At 38.6% G+C, this 18,536-nt stretch carries 23 protein-coding genes; 20 read left to right on the top strand and 3 right to left on the bottom strand.

Annotated features, from left to right (window positions below; all coding sequences use genetic code 11):
• Positions 1 to 34 precede the first annotated feature (34 nt).
• From J4G36_RS06645 to J4G36_RS06635, 3 genes are read left to right on the top strand one after another with little or no spacing between them, the layout of a single operon-like run.
• Positions 35 to 604, top strand: coding sequence for a YdcF family protein (locus J4G36_RS06645; protein WP_210469256.1), 570 nt, complete (start codon positions 35 to 37; stop codon positions 602 to 604).
• Between the two features lie 27 nt (positions 605 to 631).
• A complete protein-coding gene (locus J4G36_RS06640) occupies positions 632 to 1,162 on the top strand; it encodes a hypothetical protein (protein WP_210469255.1) in 531 nt (176 codons plus the stop codon).
• Between the two features lie 3 nt (positions 1,163 to 1,165).
• Positions 1,166 to 1,612: an SRPBCC family protein gene (locus J4G36_RS06635; protein ID WP_210469254.1), complete on the top strand. Its 447-nt coding sequence runs from the start codon at positions 1,166 to 1,168 to the stop codon at positions 1,610 to 1,612.
• A 53-nt stretch (positions 1,613 to 1,665) separates the two neighbouring features.
• Here the strand turns inward: J4G36_RS06635 and J4G36_RS06630 are convergent, their stop codons facing one another.
• The gene (locus J4G36_RS06630; RefSeq protein WP_210469253.1) at positions 1,666 to 2,394 is read right to left on the bottom strand and encodes a glycerophosphodiester phosphodiesterase; all 729 of its coding nucleotides are present in this window, start codon (positions 2,392 to 2,394) and stop codon (positions 1,666 to 1,668) included.
• Positions 2,395 to 2,606: 212 nt separating this feature from the next.
• Here J4G36_RS06630 and J4G36_RS06625 point away from each other — a divergent pair, with 212 nt between their 5' ends.
• The 9 genes from J4G36_RS06625 to J4G36_RS06585 all read left to right on the top strand — a co-directional run bounded on the left by J4G36_RS06625 (position 2,607) and on the right by J4G36_RS06585 (position 10,670).
• Positions 2,607 to 3,380, top strand: a complete 774-nt coding sequence (locus J4G36_RS06625; RefSeq protein ID WP_210469252.1) for a 3-hydroxybutyrate dehydrogenase — start codon at positions 2,607 to 2,609, stop codon at positions 3,378 to 3,380.
• A gap of 45 nt (positions 3,381 to 3,425) precedes the next feature.
• Positions 3,426 to 4,709 carry a GntP family permease gene (locus J4G36_RS06620; RefSeq protein ID WP_210469251.1) on the top strand — a complete coding sequence of 428 codons (1,284 nt, stop codon included), beginning with the start codon at positions 3,426 to 3,428 and terminating at the stop codon, positions 4,707 to 4,709.
• Between the two features lie 113 nt (positions 4,710 to 4,822).
• The gene (locus J4G36_RS06615; RefSeq protein ID WP_210469250.1) at positions 4,823 to 5,944 is read left to right on the top strand and encodes an NAD(P)/FAD-dependent oxidoreductase; all 1,122 of its coding nucleotides are present in this window, start codon (positions 4,823 to 4,825) and stop codon (positions 5,942 to 5,944) included.
• Between the two features lie 92 nt (positions 5,945 to 6,036).
• Entirely contained in the window at positions 6,037 to 6,720 is a 684-nt protein-coding gene (locus tag J4G36_RS06610) for a Crp/Fnr family transcriptional regulator (protein WP_210469249.1), read from the top strand.
• Between the two features lie 326 nt (positions 6,721 to 7,046).
• On the top strand, positions 7,047 to 7,196 hold the full coding sequence (locus tag J4G36_RS06605; RefSeq protein ID WP_210469248.1) for a cytochrome c oxidase subunit 2A: 150 nt from the start codon (positions 7,047 to 7,049) through the stop codon (positions 7,194 to 7,196).
• Between the two features lie 12 nt (positions 7,197 to 7,208).
• Complete coding sequence (locus J4G36_RS06600) at positions 7,209 to 7,676, top strand: cytochrome c oxidase subunit II (RefSeq protein WP_210469247.1); 468 nt, start codon at positions 7,209 to 7,211, stop codon at positions 7,674 to 7,676.
• Between the two features lie 15 nt (positions 7,677 to 7,691).
• Entirely contained in the window at positions 7,692 to 9,401 is a 1,710-nt protein-coding gene (locus J4G36_RS06595) for a cbb3-type cytochrome c oxidase subunit I (protein ID WP_210469246.1), read from the top strand.
• Between the two features lie 78 nt (positions 9,402 to 9,479).
• Positions 9,480 to 10,109, top strand: coding sequence for an SCO family protein (locus J4G36_RS06590; RefSeq protein ID WP_210469245.1), 630 nt, complete (start codon positions 9,480 to 9,482; stop codon positions 10,107 to 10,109).
• Between the two features lie 3 nt (positions 10,110 to 10,112).
• A complete protein-coding gene (locus tag J4G36_RS06585; protein WP_210469244.1) occupies positions 10,113 to 10,670 on the top strand; it encodes a hypothetical protein in 558 nt (185 codons plus the stop codon).
• 698 nt (positions 10,671 to 11,368) lie between these two features.
• Here J4G36_RS06585 and J4G36_RS06580 read toward each other — a convergent pair.
• The gene (locus J4G36_RS06580; RefSeq protein WP_368668730.1) at positions 11,369 to 11,935 is read right to left on the bottom strand and encodes a thioredoxin family protein; all 567 of its coding nucleotides are present in this window, start codon (positions 11,933 to 11,935) and stop codon (positions 11,369 to 11,371) included.
• Positions 11,936 to 12,141: 206 nt separating this feature from the next.
• Between J4G36_RS06580 and J4G36_RS06575 the strand changes: the two genes are divergently transcribed.
• The 6 genes from J4G36_RS06575 (at position 12,142) to J4G36_RS06550 (ending at position 16,336) form a co-directional block, all read left to right on the top strand.
• On the top strand, positions 12,142 to 13,224 hold the full coding sequence (locus J4G36_RS06575; protein ID WP_210469243.1) for a branched-chain amino acid aminotransferase: 1,083 nt from the start codon (positions 12,142 to 12,144) through the stop codon (positions 13,222 to 13,224).
• 168 nt (positions 13,225 to 13,392) lie between these two features.
• Complete coding sequence (locus tag J4G36_RS06570; RefSeq protein WP_368668764.1) at positions 13,393 to 13,854, top strand: DinB family protein; 462 nt, start codon at positions 13,393 to 13,395, stop codon at positions 13,852 to 13,854.
• 11 nt (positions 13,855 to 13,865) lie between these two features.
• Entirely contained in the window at positions 13,866 to 14,180 is a 315-nt protein-coding gene (locus tag J4G36_RS06565; protein WP_210469241.1) for a thioredoxin family protein, read from the top strand.
• A 100-nt stretch (positions 14,181 to 14,280) separates the two neighbouring features.
• The gene (locus J4G36_RS06560; protein WP_210469240.1) at positions 14,281 to 15,420 is read left to right on the top strand and encodes a YeiH family protein; all 1,140 of its coding nucleotides are present in this window, start codon (positions 14,281 to 14,283) and stop codon (positions 15,418 to 15,420) included.
• Between the two features lie 62 nt (positions 15,421 to 15,482).
• On the top strand, positions 15,483 to 15,638 hold the full coding sequence (locus J4G36_RS06555; RefSeq protein ID WP_210469239.1) for a hypothetical protein: 156 nt from the start codon (positions 15,483 to 15,485) through the stop codon (positions 15,636 to 15,638).
• Between the two features lie 113 nt (positions 15,639 to 15,751).
• Positions 15,752 to 16,336, top strand: a complete 585-nt coding sequence (locus tag J4G36_RS06550; RefSeq protein WP_210469238.1) for a YhcN/YlaJ family sporulation lipoprotein — start codon at positions 15,752 to 15,754, stop codon at positions 16,334 to 16,336.
• A 64-nt stretch (positions 16,337 to 16,400) separates the two neighbouring features.
• Here the strand turns inward: J4G36_RS06550 and J4G36_RS06545 are convergent, their stop codons facing one another.
• Positions 16,401 to 17,303: an aldo/keto reductase gene (locus J4G36_RS06545; RefSeq protein WP_210469237.1), complete on the bottom strand. Its 903-nt coding sequence runs from the start codon at positions 17,301 to 17,303 to the stop codon at positions 16,401 to 16,403.
• A gap of 71 nt (positions 17,304 to 17,374) precedes the next feature.
• Here J4G36_RS06545 and J4G36_RS06540 point away from each other — a divergent pair, with 71 nt between their 5' ends.
• Together J4G36_RS06540 and J4G36_RS06535 are read left to right on the top strand one after the other, a co-directional pair.
• The gene (locus J4G36_RS06540) at positions 17,375 to 17,917 is read left to right on the top strand and encodes an NUDIX hydrolase (RefSeq protein WP_210469236.1); all 543 of its coding nucleotides are present in this window, start codon (positions 17,375 to 17,377) and stop codon (positions 17,915 to 17,917) included.
• Positions 17,918 to 17,974: 57 nt separating this feature from the next.
• Positions 17,975 to 18,490, top strand: coding sequence for a hypothetical protein (locus tag J4G36_RS06535; protein ID WP_210469235.1), 516 nt, complete (start codon positions 17,975 to 17,977; stop codon positions 18,488 to 18,490).
• Positions 18,491 to 18,536: the final 46 nt, after the last annotated feature.

Raw genomic sequence — 18,536 nt, 5'->3', positions numbered from 1 at the left:
TTAAAGGAAACGGGTGATTCTGATTAGTATCTTCATGAAAGCAAGCTTAACGGTCTCTGTTATAGTAATTTTCATCGTTGTTTTTTTGTGGATTCTTACCGGACAATGGATGGTAGATGGCGTGGAGCCAAAAGCAAATGGCTCAAAAGATTACGCAATTATTCTAGGTGCAAAAGTGAACGGTGAAATTCCTTCTCTGTCACTACAGTATCGTATGGATGCCGCATTGGATTATGCAGAAAAATACCCGCATGTATATTTGATATTATCTGGTGGACAAGGGGCAGGTGAACATATTAGTGAGGCAGAGGCTATGAGGCGATTCTTAGTTGAGAATAGTATACAAGAAGAAAGGTTAATGATTGAAGACAGCTCAACTTCTACATATGAAAACTTACTTTATTCAATCGAAATGATTTCCGTTCCAGTAAAAGAAATAACAATTATCTCAAGTGATTATCATCTAGCAAGAGCACAGAATATTGCACGAAGTCTAGGTCTCCGAACTGATGTGATGGCGGCTAAAACGCCGAAAGTCGTGGAACTAAAATTAAGAACTCGAGAACGCCTTGCATTGATTAAAAATGTGATTGTCGGACGGTAAACTACATAAATTAAAGGAGATAATATTATGTTGATCGATGAGGTATTAAATAATAAGGAAATTAAGTCGAAAGTAAAAACGGAGTTATTATCAACTGCGTTATTGGAAAATGACATCACGATTAATCAGATTATGGATTATAGTAAAGAGGCAAAAATATCAATCATGGGAACATGTATGGAAGTGCTTGAAGCCGCAACAAGTGAAAAACCGGGAATTGCTACTCCAAAACTGCTGGAATTTGCAGAAAACAATTTATCTGTACAAGCCCCACGGATTAAATGGGAGTCCGCAAAAGTAATTGGAAACATAGCGCACTTATTTCCAGAGCAGTTGGAAATACCAGTTAAGCACCTACTAGAAAATACTTCCCATGAAGGAACTGTCGTACGCTGGAGCGCTGCTTATGCATTGACTAAAATAGTTAGCTTGCCAAAATACAGTAATTCTAAGTTAGTCGGACAGTTAAAAGAAATCGCTGCGACTGAAGATAAACAAAGTATTAAAACGATTTATGAAAAAGCATTTGTATCAATACAAACAATAGAGGAGCGTTAATTTATGAAAAAGTGGTCGAGAGAGATAGAGATAAATGCGCCAATTGAGGATGTTTGGATGCTCTTCAATGGCTCACTAGAAGAAATGCAAAAAATCATGCCGCAAGTCGTTGAGAACAAACCAATAACCGTAACGGATGATAAGGTCGGAAGTATCTACTTACAGAAATATAAAGAAGGAAAACGAGTAATGGTTTACGAGGTGGAAACGCTAGAATATAAGAATGATTCAAATGAAAAAATGATGAAGGCAGGTTTCACACTTTCGAATATGTTTGAAATTACAGCGAAATATGAGTTAGTTAAACTAGGGGAAGATAAAACCTTTTTTAAATATACAACGACGAATCGACCACTTAAATGGTTCATTAAACCCTTTTTATTATTTGCAAATGATAAAGTAGTCGTTAAATTTGTTCAACGCGTGAAAGATGTAGCAGAATCACAATAGTAAGAAAAAAATCTTCATTTAGGTGGTCAAATGTCTCCTGACCACCTAATTCTTCAATTCATATGATTTTTCATGTACACGTACAACTTCTCGGGATAATCAGTGAAGATAGCATCTACCCCAACTTCCTTTAGCGCGCTTAAATACTTAGCTGTATTAATAGTAAAGACCCGAACAATTACGCCTTCATTGAATAATTGTCGCATGGACGGCCTTAAGGCGGATCGAACTTTAATATGTAAGGCATCGGTCGGGATATTTCTAACATATTCAAGCGGATCTTTTAATGGTTTCATAAACAACGCGCCTGTCTCAATATGCGGAGCAAGTTCTTTTACTGTTCGAATTGCATCGAGATTAAACGATGAAATGACAACGCGGGTATCCAAATTCAAGTTTCCAACTAAATCTAAAACCTTTTCAGTCATTCCTTGGTAATCGATAACATCCGATTTCAGTTCAATATTCAAGTGATGTGATGTTTCTGAAAAGATGTCTAAAACCTCATATAAAGTTGGTATATGTTCCCCTTTAAATTGGGGTGAAAACCAAGAACCGAAATCATAGTTTCTTAATTCCGCGAGTGTCATGTCTTTTACATAGCCTTTGCCATTAGAAGTCCTGTCAATTTTTTCGTCATGTATGATGACAAGTTCGCCGTCTTTTGTCATGTGTACGTCGAATTCTATGCCATGAATAGGAAGTTTCGAAGCATCCAAAAATGCAGCAATCGTATTTTCGGGATGTGTCCCAGAAGATCCGCGGTGCGCGTAAATTTTCATAAATAAACCCCTTTTTTACAGATGTCTTTTGATTACTCTATCATATTCCCAAGCATAATTAAAACGACATTAAAATCATCTAACCATGGATATTAAATTTTATGATATTCCTAATAGAATAATATGATATACTTTGTATTGCGAAATAATTCCACCAAGTCCGACGACTTTGGGGTTATTTACAAATTAATCATTGGGAGGAATGCATTGAAATGAAAAGTAAAGTGGTTTTTATTACGGGTGCTGCAAGCGGAATAGGCTATGAAATCGGTACCGCTTTTGCAAATGAAGGCGCGAAAGTTGTTTTCACAGATGTAAATGAAGAAAAAGTTAAAGAAGTGACGAAAGCACTCATAGAAAACGGAATTGATTGTTACGGGATTAAGTGCGATGTCACGAAAGAAGTAGAAATCAAACTGGCGATTGACGCAACTGTTGAAAAATACGGGAGACTTGATGTTCTTATCAACAACGCAGGTCTTCAGCATATTGACGCGGTAGAAGATTTCCCGGTTGAGAAGTTCGAACTGATGACAAAAATCATGTTAGTCGCACCATTCATTGCAACAAAATATGCATTTCCAATCATGAAGAAGCAGAAATTCGGCCGTATTCTAAACATGGCTTCGATTAATGGTGTGATTGGTTTTGCGGGGAAATCAGCTTATAACAGTGCAAAACATGGCGTGATTGGCTTATCGAAAGTAACCGCACTTGAAGGTGCTGAACATGGCATTACTGTAAATGCAATTTGCCCGGGCTATGTTGATACGCCACTTGTGCGCAATCAAATGGAAGACCTGGCGAAAAACCGCAATGTCACGCTTGAGAAAGTATTGGATGAGGTTCTTTACCCACTAGTTCCGCAAAAGCGGCTATTAGATGTATCTGAAATTTCAGATTTGGCACTATTTCTTGCGAGCGATAAGGCTAAAGGAATGACGGGTCAAGCAGTTGTACTTGACGGCGGCTATACAGCGCAATAATACAGTCTAGTAATCTTTGAATATATAATGTTGGGGGTTGTGTTCATGTTAGGAATTATTCTTGGTCTGGTGGTCCTTATGGTGTTGGCCTATATCGGCTGGTCCATAATCTGGGTTGCTCCGATTGCGGCAGGTGTGGTAGCGCTTACGGGTGGTTTGGACTTGTTAGATGCTTACAAAGATACATATATGGGCGGTTTCGTTGGTTTTGCGAAAGCCTGGTTCCCGGTCTTTTTACTAGGAGCAATTTTCGGGAAGTTAATGGAAGATTCGGGGATGGCTAGATCTGTCGCGGTAGCGCTTACGAAGTTAATAGGAACAAAACGCGCGATACTTGGTGTCGTCGTTTCATCTGCAGTGCTTACATATGGTGGGGTTAGTTTGTTCGTTGTTGTATTCGCGGTATATCCACTAGCTTTGTCTTTGTTCCGTGAAGCAAATATTAACCGTAAACTAATACCAGGGACGGTCGCGCTCGGTGCTTTTACATTTACAATGACAGCGCTTCCTGGAACGCCACAAATTCAAAACCTCATACCGATGGAACATTTCAAGACTGATGCTATGGCGGCGCCAATTATAGGAGTTATTGCAGCCTTAGTTATGGGGGTCGGTGGGTATTTCTATCTTAGATGGCGAGAAAAGCAATTAGCTGCAGCGGGTGAAGTATATACCGATCCTGAAGATACAAAAATTATGGATGCGAGCGATTCAACGCCCCTATTCATACTTTCTGTACTGCCACTTTTGACTGTGCTAATTACATTAAATTTATTTAAATGGGATATTGTAACAGCTTTAATAGCTGGAATTATTCTTATCATGTTATTGAATATTACGAAATTCAAGGGATTTGTAAAAGCGATCAACGGCGGGGCGATTGGTTCTGTGACGGCCATTGTTAATACCAGTGCCGCAGTTGGTTTTGGGACTGTAGTTAAAATTGTGCCTGGTTTTGAGAAACTAACAGATTTGCTCATGAGTATTAAAGGAAACCCACTAATATCCGAAGCTGTTGCTGTTAACGTTCTAGCTGGTGCAACGGGTTCAGCTTCTGGTGGTATGGGCATTGCCCTTGAAGCATTGGGTTCAAAGTATTACGAAATTGCAATTGATACTGGTATGAATCCTGAAGCGTTTCACCGTGTGGCATCTCTTGCGTCTGGTGGTTTAGATACATTACCTCATAACGGCGCGGTACTTACACTTCTGACGATTACGGGAATGAGCCATAAAGATAGTTATAAAGACATTTTTGTCGTTGCAGTCCTCATTCCGATTATTGCGGTAGTTGTCGCAATTTTGATGGCAGCAATAGGCATTAACTAAATGAAAAAAACGTGGGCGATTATTTCTCCCACGTTTTTTCATGTGAAAGATGAGATATCTTATTATATATTGTAAAGTGGAATTATGAAATCTACTCAAGAAAAGGTGTTTATATGAAAGACTTTATTATAATTGGTGCCGGAATATTAGGGGCATCGACTGCATATCACTTAGTTAAAGCAGGAGCTAACGTAACCGTAATTGACCGAGAGGAGCCCGGACAGGCGTCTGATGCGGCAGCAGGAATCATTTGTCCATGGTTATCCCAACGGCGAAATAAGGCCTGGTATGAACTTGCAAAGGGTGGAGCCGCGTATTATGAAAAACTTATACAGCAACTGGAAAATGAAGGCGAAACTAAAACAGGATATCGCAAAGTCGGGGCTGTGAGTTTACATACAGATCGAGCAAAACTGAATAAAATGGAGGAACGAGTCATTGATAGAAAGAAGCATGCCAATGAGATCGGGGATATTCGAAAACTTACATCACTAGAAACATCTGCATTATTTCCTCCATTATCAAATGAATTTGAATCTATCCAGATTAGCGGTGCGGCAAGAGTAAATGGCCGTGAATTAGTAAATGCGCTGATAAATGCAGCGAAAAGACTTGGTGCTAATTTTATTAATGGTTCAGCCGAACTATTGCATTCAAATAATGAAGTAACGGGTGTGCGTGTTGGTAATGAAGAATATCATGCAGATAAAGTGCTGGTTACAGCGGGTGCATGGGCAGGCGAGTTATTAGCGCCGCTAGGAATAAATTTGCAAGTGAAAGGACAAAAAGCACAAATTGCGCATCTTCAACTAGACAACAATAGCACAGAAAATTGGCCTGTCGTCATGCCGCCATCCAATCAATATATACTTGCATTTGATAATGGACGAATTGTAATTGGCGCGACTCATGAAGATGATATGGAATACAATCATAAAGTAACGGCAGGCGGCTTGCATGAAATTTTTGACAAGGCAATATCGATTGCACCAGGGTTAGCAGAAGGAGAATTTATTGAAGCGCGTGTAGGTTTCCGGCCATTTACACCTAACTTTTTACCAATTATCGGGGAAGTGCCTAATATAAACGGACTCGTTCTTGCAAATGGTCTTGGGGCATCGGGACTTACGATTGGACCTTATTTAGGCGCTCAACTATCAAAACTTGCACTTGGTGAAAAACTTGATATTGACCTAGATTTATATGATGTATCCACGGCAATTTCATCTTATTAAGTAATCTTAACTTCAAGATATCCCACTTGGAACTGTAATCTATGTTAAAATGAGTATAGGTAACAGTGAGAATCTAATAGGAGGAGTTTCTATTGGAAAAGCTAGAAAGCGTTATTAGAAATGTAAAGCTATTTAGGGATTTAACAGACGAGGAAATTAAGCCTTTTCTAGAGGTTATGACGAAAAGAACATTTTCAGATAAGAATATTATTTTTTTACATGAAACACCAATTACGCATATTTACATTGTTGCATCGGGTAAGGTGAAGGTATTTAGAAATGACCTGTCGGGAAAAGAACAAATTATTTGCGTGAAACAGCAAGGCGATATGTTTCCAAACGTAGGTTTTTTTCGAAAAGAAAATTATCCGGCTAATGCACAAGCGATTGAAGATACTTCACTTTATTTAATATCGCTTAAGGATTTTGAAAATGTATTAATCGGAAATCCACAGCTATCCATTAAGTTATTTCGGATTCTAGGCGATCTAATTGTTGATACGCAACAACGATTAGAAGAGATGGCTTTACGAAGCACCAAGGAAAGAATTCTGCTTCTATTAATTCGCCTGGGTGAAACCCATATGGCGAATGAGAAGAATGGGTGGATAAAGATAAACACCAAATTCACAAATTCAGATCTTGCCAATATGATTGGAACAACGAGAGAATCCGTAAACCGGATGATTTCACAACTCCGAAAAGAAGAAAAAGTGAAATTGCTTGATGGTCATTTTTATATTTACCCTGATAAGTTAAAAGAAGAAATATACTAAAACGAAAAGTGCTGTTCGAATGAGAATTCTCATTTGAACAGCACTTTTTTTATCAAGCAGTGATTGAAACGCTATCATTCATCAATTTGTCACATTTCAAATTCTGCATCAATTTCCGCTTATTTGTTAAGTAAGAGTTGATTGGTTTGTCTATAAACATTACTGTGGCGATGTTTATATTTACAAGACTCCTGCAAAATTTAAAATTCTTTCGAAATTATTAAAGCGTTTACCAAATTACGATTGGTGAGTGTGATTAATATCACATCGTTGAGAATGATTATCAATTAAGCTGAAAGCAAGAAGAATATAGGAGGTGCTTTCGGATGGTAACCGAAAAAACTGAGGTTAAGAAAGAGGTAGAAGAAAACGAGAAATACTCACTAAAAGGAACCATGTTTTCAGTGGGGGTCGTGGCTGCAGTAATTATTGCCGCATATTTACTTCTATTCGTTTTATACATGATAAGAGTATAAGGAGGAGAAACCATGAAGATGCATCGTTATGAAGAAATTTGGCTTGCTTTAAGTTTTGGAATCTTAATCATATTTATGTTAGTTGTCGGTTATCAAACATTTGCAATGGGAATGGGGCCCCCTAGTCATAAGGAAACAATTGATCCACAAAAAGTCGATGAAACAGCGCCTTTCGATAATCCAGGGGTTTTCCAAACGGGAGACAACGAATATGAAGTCGTGATGACCTTGCAAACTTTTGGGTTCACACCAAGCAATATTGAGGTGCCTGTTGGGGCGGAGGTAACATTTACAATGACTTCAAAAGACGTAGTTCATGGATTCCAGGTTGCTGGCACGAACTTAAATGCGATGGTTATGCCTGGTCATATTCAAAAGATCACGCAAACATTTAAAGAACCTGGTGAATATTTAGTTCTGTGTAACGAGTACTGCGGTATTGGTCACCAAATGATGAGTACGACAATCTTCGTTAAATAAAAGGAGGGATGTAAAATGGAAACAGTCATTAACAAAACAAATTTAAAAAAGACAAATAAAAATAAAACGATGAAAGAAAAAGCGCATCAGATTTTAGGCGTCGTTCCAGAAGATGCAAAACTATCGAAATCTTATATGGCCGTTGCGTTTATCGCATTACTAATAGGTGGATTTTTAGGGTTATTTCAAGGGTTAGAACGTGCAGGGTTATTACAATTACCTTCCTGGTTTACCTATTATCAAGTATTAACAGCACATGGCATCTTATTAGTTCTAGTCCTAACAGCGTTCTTTACAATAGGTTATTTTTACGCAGGCATGTCACATACACTAGGCGGATTATTACCGCAAGTTAGAAAGATGGCCTGGATTGGTTTTTGGATGAAAATTGTTGGTTTTGTCGTTGCGGTAATTCCAGTTTTGATGAATGAAGCAACTGTTCTGTATACATTTTATCCACCAATGGCAGCATCACCATTCTTTTATATCGGATTGGCATTGATTGTACTTGGCGTATGGATGTGCGCATTTGGCGCATTTATCAACGTTGCCAAATGGAGAAAAAGCAACCCAGGCAAGCATATCCCGATATTCGCATTCTTTGCGACAGGCGTATTCGTTCTACTATTTTTCGGGAGCATTGGCGTCACCGTAGAAGTTGTAACATTAATCTTCTGGTCGGCCGGATTACTTGAAACAATAAACGTAATGGTTAGTCGAACGTTATTTTGGGCTTTCGGACATACGCTCGTTAACATTTGGTACTTGACTGCAGTGTCGGCATGGTACGTGATCGTACCAAAAATAATCGGTGGAAGAAGATTTAGTGATACGTTAACGCGTGTAGTCGTAATCTTGCTAGTCGTTACAAACATTCCAGGCGGGTTTCACCATCAAATTGTCGACCCAGGAATGTCGCAGGTACTCAAATTCTTGCACGTGTTTATGAGTTTATCAATCGCATTCCCGTCCTTAATGACAGCATTTGCATTGTTCTATGTGTTTGAACGTACGGGGCGGGCAAAAGGTGGAAAAGGGTTACTTGGTTGGCTTAAGAAATTACCTTGGGGAGATGTCCGGTTCTTAGCGCCATTTATCGCAATGGTAGCTTTCATACCAGCAGGCGCAGGAGGTATTGCACAGACAACAAACCAATTGAACCAAGTTGTTCATAACACATTATGGGTAGTCGGTCACTTCCATTTAACTGTCGGAACATCAGTCATCCTAACGTTTTTCGGAATCACTTATTGGTTAATCCCATACTTATCCAAGCGGGTACTCACGCCAGCAATGAATAAAGTGGGGGTCATTCAAACAATCATTTGGACAGTAGGTATGCTCTTTATGTCCGGTTCCATGCATTATGTAGGATTGCTTGGTTCGCCACGTAGAACTTCATATACAACATACGGGGATCACGTAGTGGCACTTGGATGGGATCCGTATATGTTCTTGCTAGCGATTGGCGGAACGCTACTAATCATCGGTGTACTGATTCAAGTGTACGCAGTATTCCATATGATGTTCTTAGCGCCAAAAGGGGAAACAGAATTTCCGATTGCAGAACCAGAGGAAGCAGAAGAAAAAACACCAATGTGGACAGATCGTTGGGGATTATGGATTGTCATCATGCTGCTCGTTGTTTCAATGGGTTACGTCATACCTCTTGTAGATTTAATCGTAAACGCACCGCCAGGATCGCCGCCATTTAGAACCTGGTAAGGGGCTATCAAAGGAGAGATAGTCTATGGGCTATCTCTCTTGCTGTTAGAAAACTAAACTGTATGGGAAGTGGTGTAGATGAAGAAGCATCGGAATTCATTAGGAATTGTTGTTGTACTGTTGTTCGGTTTCACGCTGTTCTATTTTGGAACCGATGGATTTACTGCATATACTGCTGAAACTGCTCGGGTGAACCAGTTAAAAGAGGATCAACCTAAATTCCCGATTGTAACATTGGAAGATAGCAATCAACGCGTTTATCCATTTTCCGAGTTTCAAAATAAATATGTGCTGGTCACTTTTATCTACACAACTTGTACAACAGTTTGTATTGATTTGGAAATGAATATGTCTGAGGTTTATAAACGAATCCCGGAGGCATACATTGGTGAAGAAATTGTGTTTTTAAGTATCAGCTTTGATCCGACAGTGGATGATCCGGCTAAATTGGATATGTACAAAAATTTTTTTGAGAGTGATGGAGAAACGTGGAGAATGGCCAGAATTGAAAATCAAGCAGAATTAGATTTATTGTTAGATGAGTTTGGTGTAATCGTCATTCCGGATGATTACGGAAACTATGCGCATAACTCGGCATTTTATTTAGTTGATAAAGAAGGCAGTTTGATCGATGTGATGGACTATAAGGATATCGAAGGGTCTGCGTCAAAAATTATTACCATCCTTAATAAAGAAGTGGGGGCGTAATGAATGAAACAAGCTAAATATGGTTTGCTCTTATTCGTTTTCTTGGCGCTTCCACCCGTCGTCAACATCTTGGAATCAATCATGATTATTCATATGCATATGCAAATGCCGCTCCTCATAATCGCAGGAGTTCTAATGGCAAAGTTTTTTCTTCAGCGTTACCCGAAGTTTTTCGAAACGTGGAATCAAAACGGCATCCCAGGCATTCTTCTATTCCTAGTCATATTGCTTTACTGGATGATACCAAGAACTATGGATGAGGCGTTAACACTTACGAGTGTTGAAGTTTTTAAATTCATCAGTTTACCATTCTTAGCAGGCGTGCCGTTGCGTGATAGTTGGAGAAAATTGGGAAGTTTTAAAAGGAATATTCTATTCATCGTTATTACTATTATGTCTTTTGCATTAGGATTGCTCTATGTTAAGTCGCCTGTGCAACTATGCAATAACTATTTATTAATCGAACAAATCACGCTAGGTTGGGGCTACTTAACAATGGCCATTTGCCTCGTTATATATTTGTTGTACATTTCATTTACAGATCAATCTGCTTATGAGTGAAATGTTAATAGTATAGTTATACCTGTATTATTTAAAATAAAATAATTCATTATTCAAGAATCGTTTATTATACAACTCGTTGATTTTCGTTCCGGGCGGACGCTTTCCGGCGGGCGAGCGCTGAGTCTCCTCGTCGCAAAGCTCCTGCGGGGTCTCAGCTGTCTCGCTATTCCCGCTGGAGTCGCCACCCTGCACTACAATCAACTACTTTCACTGTTCAAAGGGAGTTATGTAGTGTTTTCTTATTCACAAAGTTGTTTGAATATCAGTTTTTGTATAAGTACAAGACCCCGATTTGCAAGAAAAATCTTTTTAGTGCAAGCAAACGTCATATAAGTTCAAGGAAAACTCTTTGAAGTGCAAGCAAACCGCTGTAAACTGCAAGCAAATATATTAACAAAAAGTATGCAAAAAAGCCGTCTATCTAGACGACTCTTTCTTCATTTCCATATCACTAACAATAAAGAAAAAATGATCTAGCAAATAAAACTAGCGTAGGCGCCTCCTAAGTGGTAGCCGAAGCAATAAGCCAGACAGTGGTCTTCTGTCTGGCTTATTGCGGGAGGTATCCACCAGCGCCGAAGCGAATTACAATGAACATAACTGATTTATTTATCATGAGATTTACATTATTTATATGACAAAGTATCAACTTATAAAAAAGTACGGGAAATTCTCGTACACTTTTGTGTTCAAACTCACTTAATACTTTCTAACAATGTTTCTTTCATACTCTCATATGCGCCGCTCCAAAGTTGGTTGTCTTCTTTGAATGCTTTGGCGGTGATTCCTATCATCTCTGTAAATTTCTCATCATAATCAGGTGCATCTTTTGCTGGTAGTTTTTCTCTATACTGATCAATGAATTGCTTCGTTCGTTCAGCAATCGGACCCCATTTAGCAACTTCGTTCCCATCATTATCAATGAAGATAAAAATCGGGATGGTTCGAGATTTGCCGTTTGTTAAATACTGGTCCATCAGTTCTAAGTTTTCATCACGAGGAAGAAGTCGAACTGGCGTATTTGTTCTTTCCGCTAGGCGAAGTAATACCGGAATGTTTAACATGCAATGACCGCACCAAGGTTCAGCTAACCCAATTAGGCGCAGTTCTTTTTCTCTGATTGCTTGAAGAAAACTTTCATCTTCTTCTGGTACTGAATAATTGGCATAAATATGTGAAAAACCCGCCTTATGTTTTTCCAAAGATTTAATATACTCGTCTGGTGTAATTCCTTTTTCATACCACTGATTTAAGTTCATCATTTCTCGACCCCTTTTTATGCTATACAGTAAATTGTACCGATAGAAGAACTATTGGTAAACCTTAATGCTTAGAAATTGAATCTTAATAAGGAATATTTGAAATATGCTTTTCTTTTCGGTATATAAGGGTATAATATGGTTATTATTCGCCGATGTAGGTGATTCATATTTATATGAAAATAAGAGTTGAAGGGGATACATTCACCATGACAGTACAATTGAAAAAAATCGACGTTAAATTAAGTGAACAAAAAAAGCAGAAGCCAGAATCAAGTCAATTGGAGTTTGGAAGAGTATTCACAGATCATATGTTTGTTGCTGATTATACCGAAGAGCATGGCTGGAGTGATCATCGAATCGTTCCATACGAGCCGATTATGTTGGATCCTGCGGCGGTTGTTTTTCATTATGGTCAAACGGTCTTTGAAGGGTTAAAAGCTTACTTGTCAAAAGATGGTGCAGTGAGATTATTCCGTCCTGAACAAAATATGCGAAGAATGAATCAGTCGAGTGCGCGGCTATGTATGCCTCAAATCGACGAGGATTTAGCAATCGAAGCGTTGAAAGAACTTCTTATTATCGATAAGGAATGGATTCCAACAGCGGAAGGTACGTCTCTTTATATTCGTCCTTTTATGATTGCGACGGAATCCCATCTAGGTGTATCGCCTTCTAAAAAGTATACATTTATGATTATTTTATCTCCTGTTGGATCCTACTACAAAGAAGGTATCCATCCAGTTAAAATACTTGTTGAAAATGAATATGTTCGTGCGGTTGCAGGCGGAACGGGAACAGCGAAAACAGCAGGAAACTATGCGTCGGGTCTCAGAGCCCAAGAAGTTGCAGGTCAAAAAGGCTATGCACAAGTCCTGTGGTTGGACGGTATTGAAAAGAAGTATATCGAAGAAGTCGGAAGTATGAACATCTTCTTTAAAATTAACGGTGAAGTTATCACCCCGATGTTAAACGGAAGTATATTAGAAGGAATCACTAGAAAGTCAATTATCCAATTATTGAGTCACTGGGATATCCCTGTTACTGAACGTAAAATTTCAATCGATGAAATTCGTGAAGCTACTGAGAATGGAACTTTAGAAGAGGCTTTCGGTACGGGGACTGCAGCGGTAATTTCTCCAATCGGTGAATTTAATTGGCAAGATCATAAATATGTAGTAAACAACGGCAATACGGGTCAACTTTCAAAAAGATTATATGATAATTTAACGGGTATCCAAACGGGTGCGATTGAAGATCCGTTTAACTGGATTGTTGAAGTAGCTAAATAAAAGACATGCAGAAATTAATAACGATGTAAAAGAGTAGCCCTAATCAAGGCTATTCTTTTCATTTACTATTGAATCCATATAAAAACTACCTTTTAGAGCTACTAAATTTCAAAAAACTGTAGAATCATTTACAGTTAAGAGAGTACTTATGAAGGGGAGAGAGTAACAATCGAAACTATACAGCAGCTCCGTTTAGCCCGGATGCATACAATTGGGAGATTGAAAAGGGTTGAAGAGTCCAAGTGGGAAGTTCAACCGAAAGGCTTTAATAATAATATTTTATGGCATGCAGGTCATATTTTTGTTACTGTAGAGCAGTTTGTCCACCAATGTATAAAATCGTATGACCCTGTGGAGCCAGATTGGAATCCATTATTTATCGATGGCTCAAGCCCTGATGAGTGGGAAGGAATCGTTCCTACGGGTGAAGAAGTCCTAGCAGCGTTAAGAGCTCAATTGGAAAGAGTCATCCCGGTTGTCGAAAGCAGACTCGCTGAAAAAGCGGCAGAGCCGTTGATAATAGGCGATGATATAATGACAATTGATAGCATCGAGGGATTCGTGCAATTCTTAAGTTGGCATGAAGGAACTCATTCGGGTGCGATTAATGCGATGAATATTTTTGAGTAGGGAGGAAGAATATGGAAAAGTTACAGTCAATGGAGCAGTTTGAACTACTAAAAAATGAAGAACGCACAATTTTCATGTTTACTGCTGGATGGTGTCCAGATTGTACGGTCATCGAGCCGTTCTTACCAATTCTCGAAGTGGATTATCCTGAATATACGTTCATCTCAGTCGATCGCGATGAGTTTATTGACTTATGTGTAGACCTGGATATTTTTGGGATTCCTAGTTTTGTTGCTTTTAATGATGGAAAAGAATTAGGTCGTTTTGTAAGTAAAAATCGTAAAACTCGGGAAGATATTGAAGAGTTTCTAAACAGTCTATCTTAAATACTTTTTCGAAACTAATGATGACGAAAAATCAGATTTACCACTTATGGTATTTCTGATTTTTTTGCTAATTAGCATCGGAGTAAGGAGTTACATGTTAATGAACTCAAATCGAAACAAAATCGTTCAAGTGCTACCAGGAATTCTTCTATGTTTGATTGTCATTTTGGCTGGGATTTACAGTGCAGATTTAATTGGCCAGTTAATCATCGGCTTCAACATATTGCCTCCTGGAAGTGCAAGCCCTGTATCAGGGATTTTTGTCGCAATTATTATTGGAATTATTATTCGAAATACAATCGGCGTGCATAATATTTTTATGGATGGCGTTAAAATATCGCTAAAATATGCGTTACGAGCCGGAATTATTTTACTAGGTTTACGCTTATCACTAGTGGAGGCAGTCAAGCTAGGCGCATGGGGATTACCATTAATCATTGCCTGCATTTCAAGTGGATTGTTGATGACACTATATTTCACGAAAAAATTACAGCAATCTCAGCGTCTAGGAACGCTAATCGCATGCGGGACTGGAATTTGTGGTGTTACAGCGATCATGGCCACTGCGCCAGTTGTAAAAGCAAAGGACGACGAAATTTCTTACGCTGTAGCGAATATTACAGTATTCGGTTTAATCGGCATGTTATTTTATCCGTATTTGGCGAATTTGTTTTTTGCTACCGATCCTATTAAAGCTGGATTATTTTTGGGCACTGCAATTCACGACACTGCTCAAGTAACCGGCGCGGCGCTTATCTATAGCCAAATGTATGATTATGAAAAAGTTGTCGATGTCGCTACTGTCACGAAATTAACGAGAAACTTATTTATTATTGCAGTTATACCTATTGTTTCTTATTTGTTTTTCAAAGGCAATAAAAACCAAATCAAAGCAGAGCAGACAATGCCCAAATGGTACAAACTAATTCCATTATTCGTCATCGGTTTTTTATTCCTGGCATTAATAAGAACAATCGGCGATTTGACTGTAGCAAATACGGGTTCAGCATTCGGATTTTTTTCGGAGAAAACATGGGAAGGATTCTATAGTTCCTGGAGTTCCTTCGGTTCAACCTATCTGCTCGGTATAGCTATGGCGGGAGTCGGATTATCAACAAATTTCTCTGTTTTTAAAGGTTTGGGAATTAAACCGTTTTACATAGGAATGATAGCCGCAGTATCAGTTGGCATCGTAAGTCTAACATTGATTTCTTTATTCGGTCACTTAATCACGATATAGGTCACTATTTAGCATAATAACTTTTGTCTTGAACAACCTACTCAAGACGGAGGTGACTATATTTGAATACCAATCAAAACGAAAACAAAGAGAAAACAGGTAACAAAAAAGACCGAGAAGAGTATGGATATGGCTACGATCGAAGTGTTGATGATTTAAATGTACTCGGACAAAACAAAGCAGCTAAAAAGCATAATAATAATTTACACAAAAAGTAATCCGCTATAAAAAACGCTGTTCTATTGAACAGCGTTTATTTATTTTATTATGTATACATAAACTTCATTTTTTTGGTTAACCTATCCTTATAATAAATTAGGGAGGAAAAATCATGAAGAAAGTTTCACTACTTTTCACAATCCTGCTTCTATCTTTATCTTTAATGGGGTGTAACTTCAATAAAGATAAGAACAACAACGCAACAAATAATGCTGCAACAGACAATGCAGACACGAACATCGACAACGGTACAAATGATAATGCGAATAATAATAATGGCGAGACAAAACTGGAAATTGCCAAGGATGCGGCAGATCGGATCACGGAATTGGATGGGGTAGAGCGCGCAACAGTTATCGTCACTGATCGAAACGCTTATGCTGCTGTAGTATTAGACGGAGACAACACAGTAAATGACAACGATAATACTGACGGAACCGATGCGAACACAGATACCGAAAATGACAATATGCATAATAATCCGGATCAAGTTTTATCTCCTGATTTGGAAAACAAAATTGCAAAAAAAGTTAGAGAGGCCAATGAAAATATCCAAAATGTATATGTATCATTGAACCCAGATTTTGTAGACCGCATGAGAGGTTATGAAGACCAGCTCAATCAAGGGGAACCGGTAGAAGGATTTTTTGATGAATTCACTGAAGCAATGCGAAGAGTATTCCCGGATGCACATTAATTAGAGAGCGCAAGAAGACAATATCCCGTATTAATTACGGGATATTGTCTTCTTTTATTTTGATTCAAATTAGATGCTCAGTATATCGATGCATTGCTGTTAAGTTTTTAAGGTTGTCCATTTGATCAGTTGAGCATCCTTTTTCGTAAGCGACAATAGAATCAAGTAATTGCGTTGTTGTCCGTGCGCCGACTAATGCAGAGGCAACTGTTTTATTTTGCAGTGCAAATGCGATTGAAGCTGCGTGTAAATCGTCAACTTCCTCATTTAGTGTGTTTACAATTTGTTTCAAATCGGCTGTGTGATAAAGAGCGAAACCATCCGAAGCATTTGCTCTTTTTTGACCTTCCATTGTTAAATATCCTTTTGCTAATGTTCCCCTTGTAATAATAGAAGCGCCTGAACGGCTTATTAATGGGATCCACTCTTCGGGTCTGCGGTCAAGTGGACTATATTGCATCATGACCGAAACAGCAGTGCTCTCTTCGAGGAAACGTTTTATGACGTTCGGTCGTATGGAAGAAATCCCATATTGGCGAATTAATCCTTCTTTTTTCAAGCTTTCAAAAGCATCGATCGTTTCATCAATATTGTCTTCCATCGTTCCGCCATGAAGCTGGTACAAATCAATGTAATCCGTTCCAAGTCGATGTAGACTATGCTTAACTTCTTCCGTGATGTGGCGTTTTGTTGGGTCCCATGTCCACCCTTCGCCATCAGCGTTTAACTTGTTACCGACTTTCGTTGCAAGAACAATATTTTCGCGATGCTCCTTCAGTGCATTTCCGACAATTTTTTCGTTTTTACTGCCAGCATAAATGTTGGCCGTATCGAAAAAATTAATGCCGGCATGAATTGCAGTATCTACAATCTTTTTTGCTTCCACTTCATTATCCGGAAAAGACATTGTTCCAAGTGCAAGTTCTGATACATATAATCCGCTTTTTCCTAATTCTCTTTTTTTCATGGAAACACCACCTTATGACTAATCATGGTACAATGACCTCAACATAATTTCCATACGGAAGGGTTGATACAATGGATAAATTTGAAGAGAAAACATTGTCGAGTGAGACCATTTATGAAGGGAAAGTAATTTCACTTAGACTTGAGGAAGTTGAATTGCCTGATGGGAATCGGGCAAAACGCGAACTGATTCAACATCCTGGTGCAGTCGCTTTAATTCCTATAACAAATGACGGGAAAATTATTTTAGTTAAACAATATCGGAAAAGTTTAAACCGGTCATTGATTGAAATTCCGGCGGGGCGCATAGAAATTGGTGAGGATCCTAAAATTACAGCACTTCGGGAGCTAGAAGAAGAAACAGGCTATGGCGCACGCAAAGTAACCTATATTCAATCTTTTGCAACGTCGCCAGGTTTCGCCAATGAAATCATTCATCTGTACTTGGCGGAAATTTTATATGAAGTGGAAAATCCGGCCGCGGGCGATGAAGATGAATTTATTGAACTTCTGGAAGCGACAATAGATGAAGCAGAGCAAATGGTTGCTACGGGCGAAATCTATGACGCGAAGACCGCTTTTGCTGTAATTTATGCAAAACATCAATTGAAATAGTGAACTATTTTCTAGTGGACGAGCATAGGCTGTATTAAATAAGCGGAGGTGCAGTCAATGATCCGTTCACTCTCATTTACTTATCTTTTTGTCATCCTAGCTGTTGGATACCTCGGAGGAGCGCTATTATTCCGAGAAATGCCTTTAGTATCTGTTGAAAAATTGCTCGTATTATTCGATGGCAGGGTTGTTGAAGGTCACGCAGCGAATTTTATCAAGCCTGTGTTTATGAATGCTGTTTTTTTTCTTGTGGCATTTGGTTTATCATTTGTTAAGAAATTACGCTTTTTGGTTACTTTTATTGGTGCATTAAAATGTGTGTTATTTGGTTTGTCGACGGGTTTCTTACTTTCAACGGGTATGAAAATGCTCGCGTATACAGTTTGGTGGTTTCCCTTCCAACTTGCGATTTGTTTTTTACTGCTGTTGTTTTGCGCGATTTTAAAACCGCCATTTTTTATCCGAACGGTGGGACAGAGAAAACGAAATGATAAGGCTCTTTTATTTTTACTTGGATTGGTACTTCTAATTACTGCAATAGAGTATTCGGTTTTTTATTATATTCTTAAATAAGTATTTCCATAGATTCTGGATTCCTTTTCCTTTCTGTTGTCTTCTA

The organism is Sporosarcina sp. 6E9 (genome assembly GCF_017921835.1).
Classification (GTDB): domain Bacteria; phylum Bacillota; class Bacilli; order Bacillales_A; family Planococcaceae; genus Sporosarcina.
This window is presented reverse-complemented; position numbering and strand designations above follow the sequence as displayed.

Excerpts from the sequence above, each read along its gene's own strand:
- J4G36_RS06535 (WP_210469235.1), top strand. The coding sequence starts at position 17,975 with ATGATCCGTTCACTCTCATTTACTTATCTTTTTGTCATCCTAGCTGTT.
- J4G36_RS06580 (WP_368668730.1), bottom strand. The coding sequence starts at position 11,935 with ATGATGAACTTAAATCAGTGGTATGAAAAAGGAATTACACCAGACGAG.
- J4G36_RS06600 (WP_210469247.1), top strand. The coding sequence starts at position 7,209 with ATGAAGATGCATCGTTATGAAGAAATTTGGCTTGCTTTAAGTTTTGGA.
- J4G36_RS06635 (WP_210469254.1), top strand. The coding sequence starts at position 1,166 with ATGAAAAAGTGGTCGAGAGAGATAGAGATAAATGCGCCAATTGAGGAT.
- J4G36_RS06630 (WP_210469253.1), bottom strand. The coding sequence starts at position 2,394 with ATGAAAATTTACGCGCACCGCGGATCTTCTGGGACACATCCCGAAAAT.
- J4G36_RS06585 (WP_210469244.1), top strand. The coding sequence starts at position 10,113 with ATGAAACAAGCTAAATATGGTTTGCTCTTATTCGTTTTCTTGGCGCTT.
- J4G36_RS06590 (WP_210469245.1), top strand. The coding sequence starts at position 9,480 with ATGAAGAAGCATCGGAATTCATTAGGAATTGTTGTTGTACTGTTGTTC.
- J4G36_RS06595 (WP_210469246.1), top strand. The coding sequence starts at position 7,692 with ATGGAAACAGTCATTAACAAAACAAATTTAAAAAAGACAAATAAAAAT.
- J4G36_RS06540 (WP_210469236.1), top strand. The coding sequence starts at position 17,375 with ATGGATAAATTTGAAGAGAAAACATTGTCGAGTGAGACCATTTATGAA.
- J4G36_RS06640 (WP_210469255.1), top strand. The coding sequence starts at position 632 with ATGTTGATCGATGAGGTATTAAATAATAAGGAAATTAAGTCGAAAGTA.
- J4G36_RS06645 (WP_210469256.1), top strand. The coding sequence starts at position 35 with ATGAAAGCAAGCTTAACGGTCTCTGTTATAGTAATTTTCATCGTTGTT.
- J4G36_RS06565 (WP_210469241.1), top strand. The coding sequence starts at position 13,866 with ATGGAAAAGTTACAGTCAATGGAGCAGTTTGAACTACTAAAAAATGAA.
- J4G36_RS06575 (WP_210469243.1), top strand. The coding sequence starts at position 12,142 with ATGACAGTACAATTGAAAAAAATCGACGTTAAATTAAGTGAACAAAAA.
- J4G36_RS06560 (WP_210469240.1), top strand. The coding sequence starts at position 14,281 with ATGAACTCAAATCGAAACAAAATCGTTCAAGTGCTACCAGGAATTCTT.
- J4G36_RS06620 (WP_210469251.1), top strand. The coding sequence starts at position 3,426 with ATGTTAGGAATTATTCTTGGTCTGGTGGTCCTTATGGTGTTGGCCTAT.
- J4G36_RS06545 (WP_210469237.1), bottom strand. The coding sequence starts at position 17,303 with ATGAAAAAAAGAGAATTAGGAAAAAGCGGATTATATGTATCAGAACTT.
- J4G36_RS06550 (WP_210469238.1), top strand. The coding sequence starts at position 15,752 with ATGAAGAAAGTTTCACTACTTTTCACAATCCTGCTTCTATCTTTATCT.
- J4G36_RS06615 (WP_210469250.1), top strand. The coding sequence starts at position 4,823 with ATGAAAGACTTTATTATAATTGGTGCCGGAATATTAGGGGCATCGACT.
- J4G36_RS06605 (WP_210469248.1), top strand. The coding sequence starts at position 7,047 with ATGGTAACCGAAAAAACTGAGGTTAAGAAAGAGGTAGAAGAAAACGAG.
- J4G36_RS06625 (WP_210469252.1), top strand. The coding sequence starts at position 2,607 with ATGAAAAGTAAAGTGGTTTTTATTACGGGTGCTGCAAGCGGAATAGGC.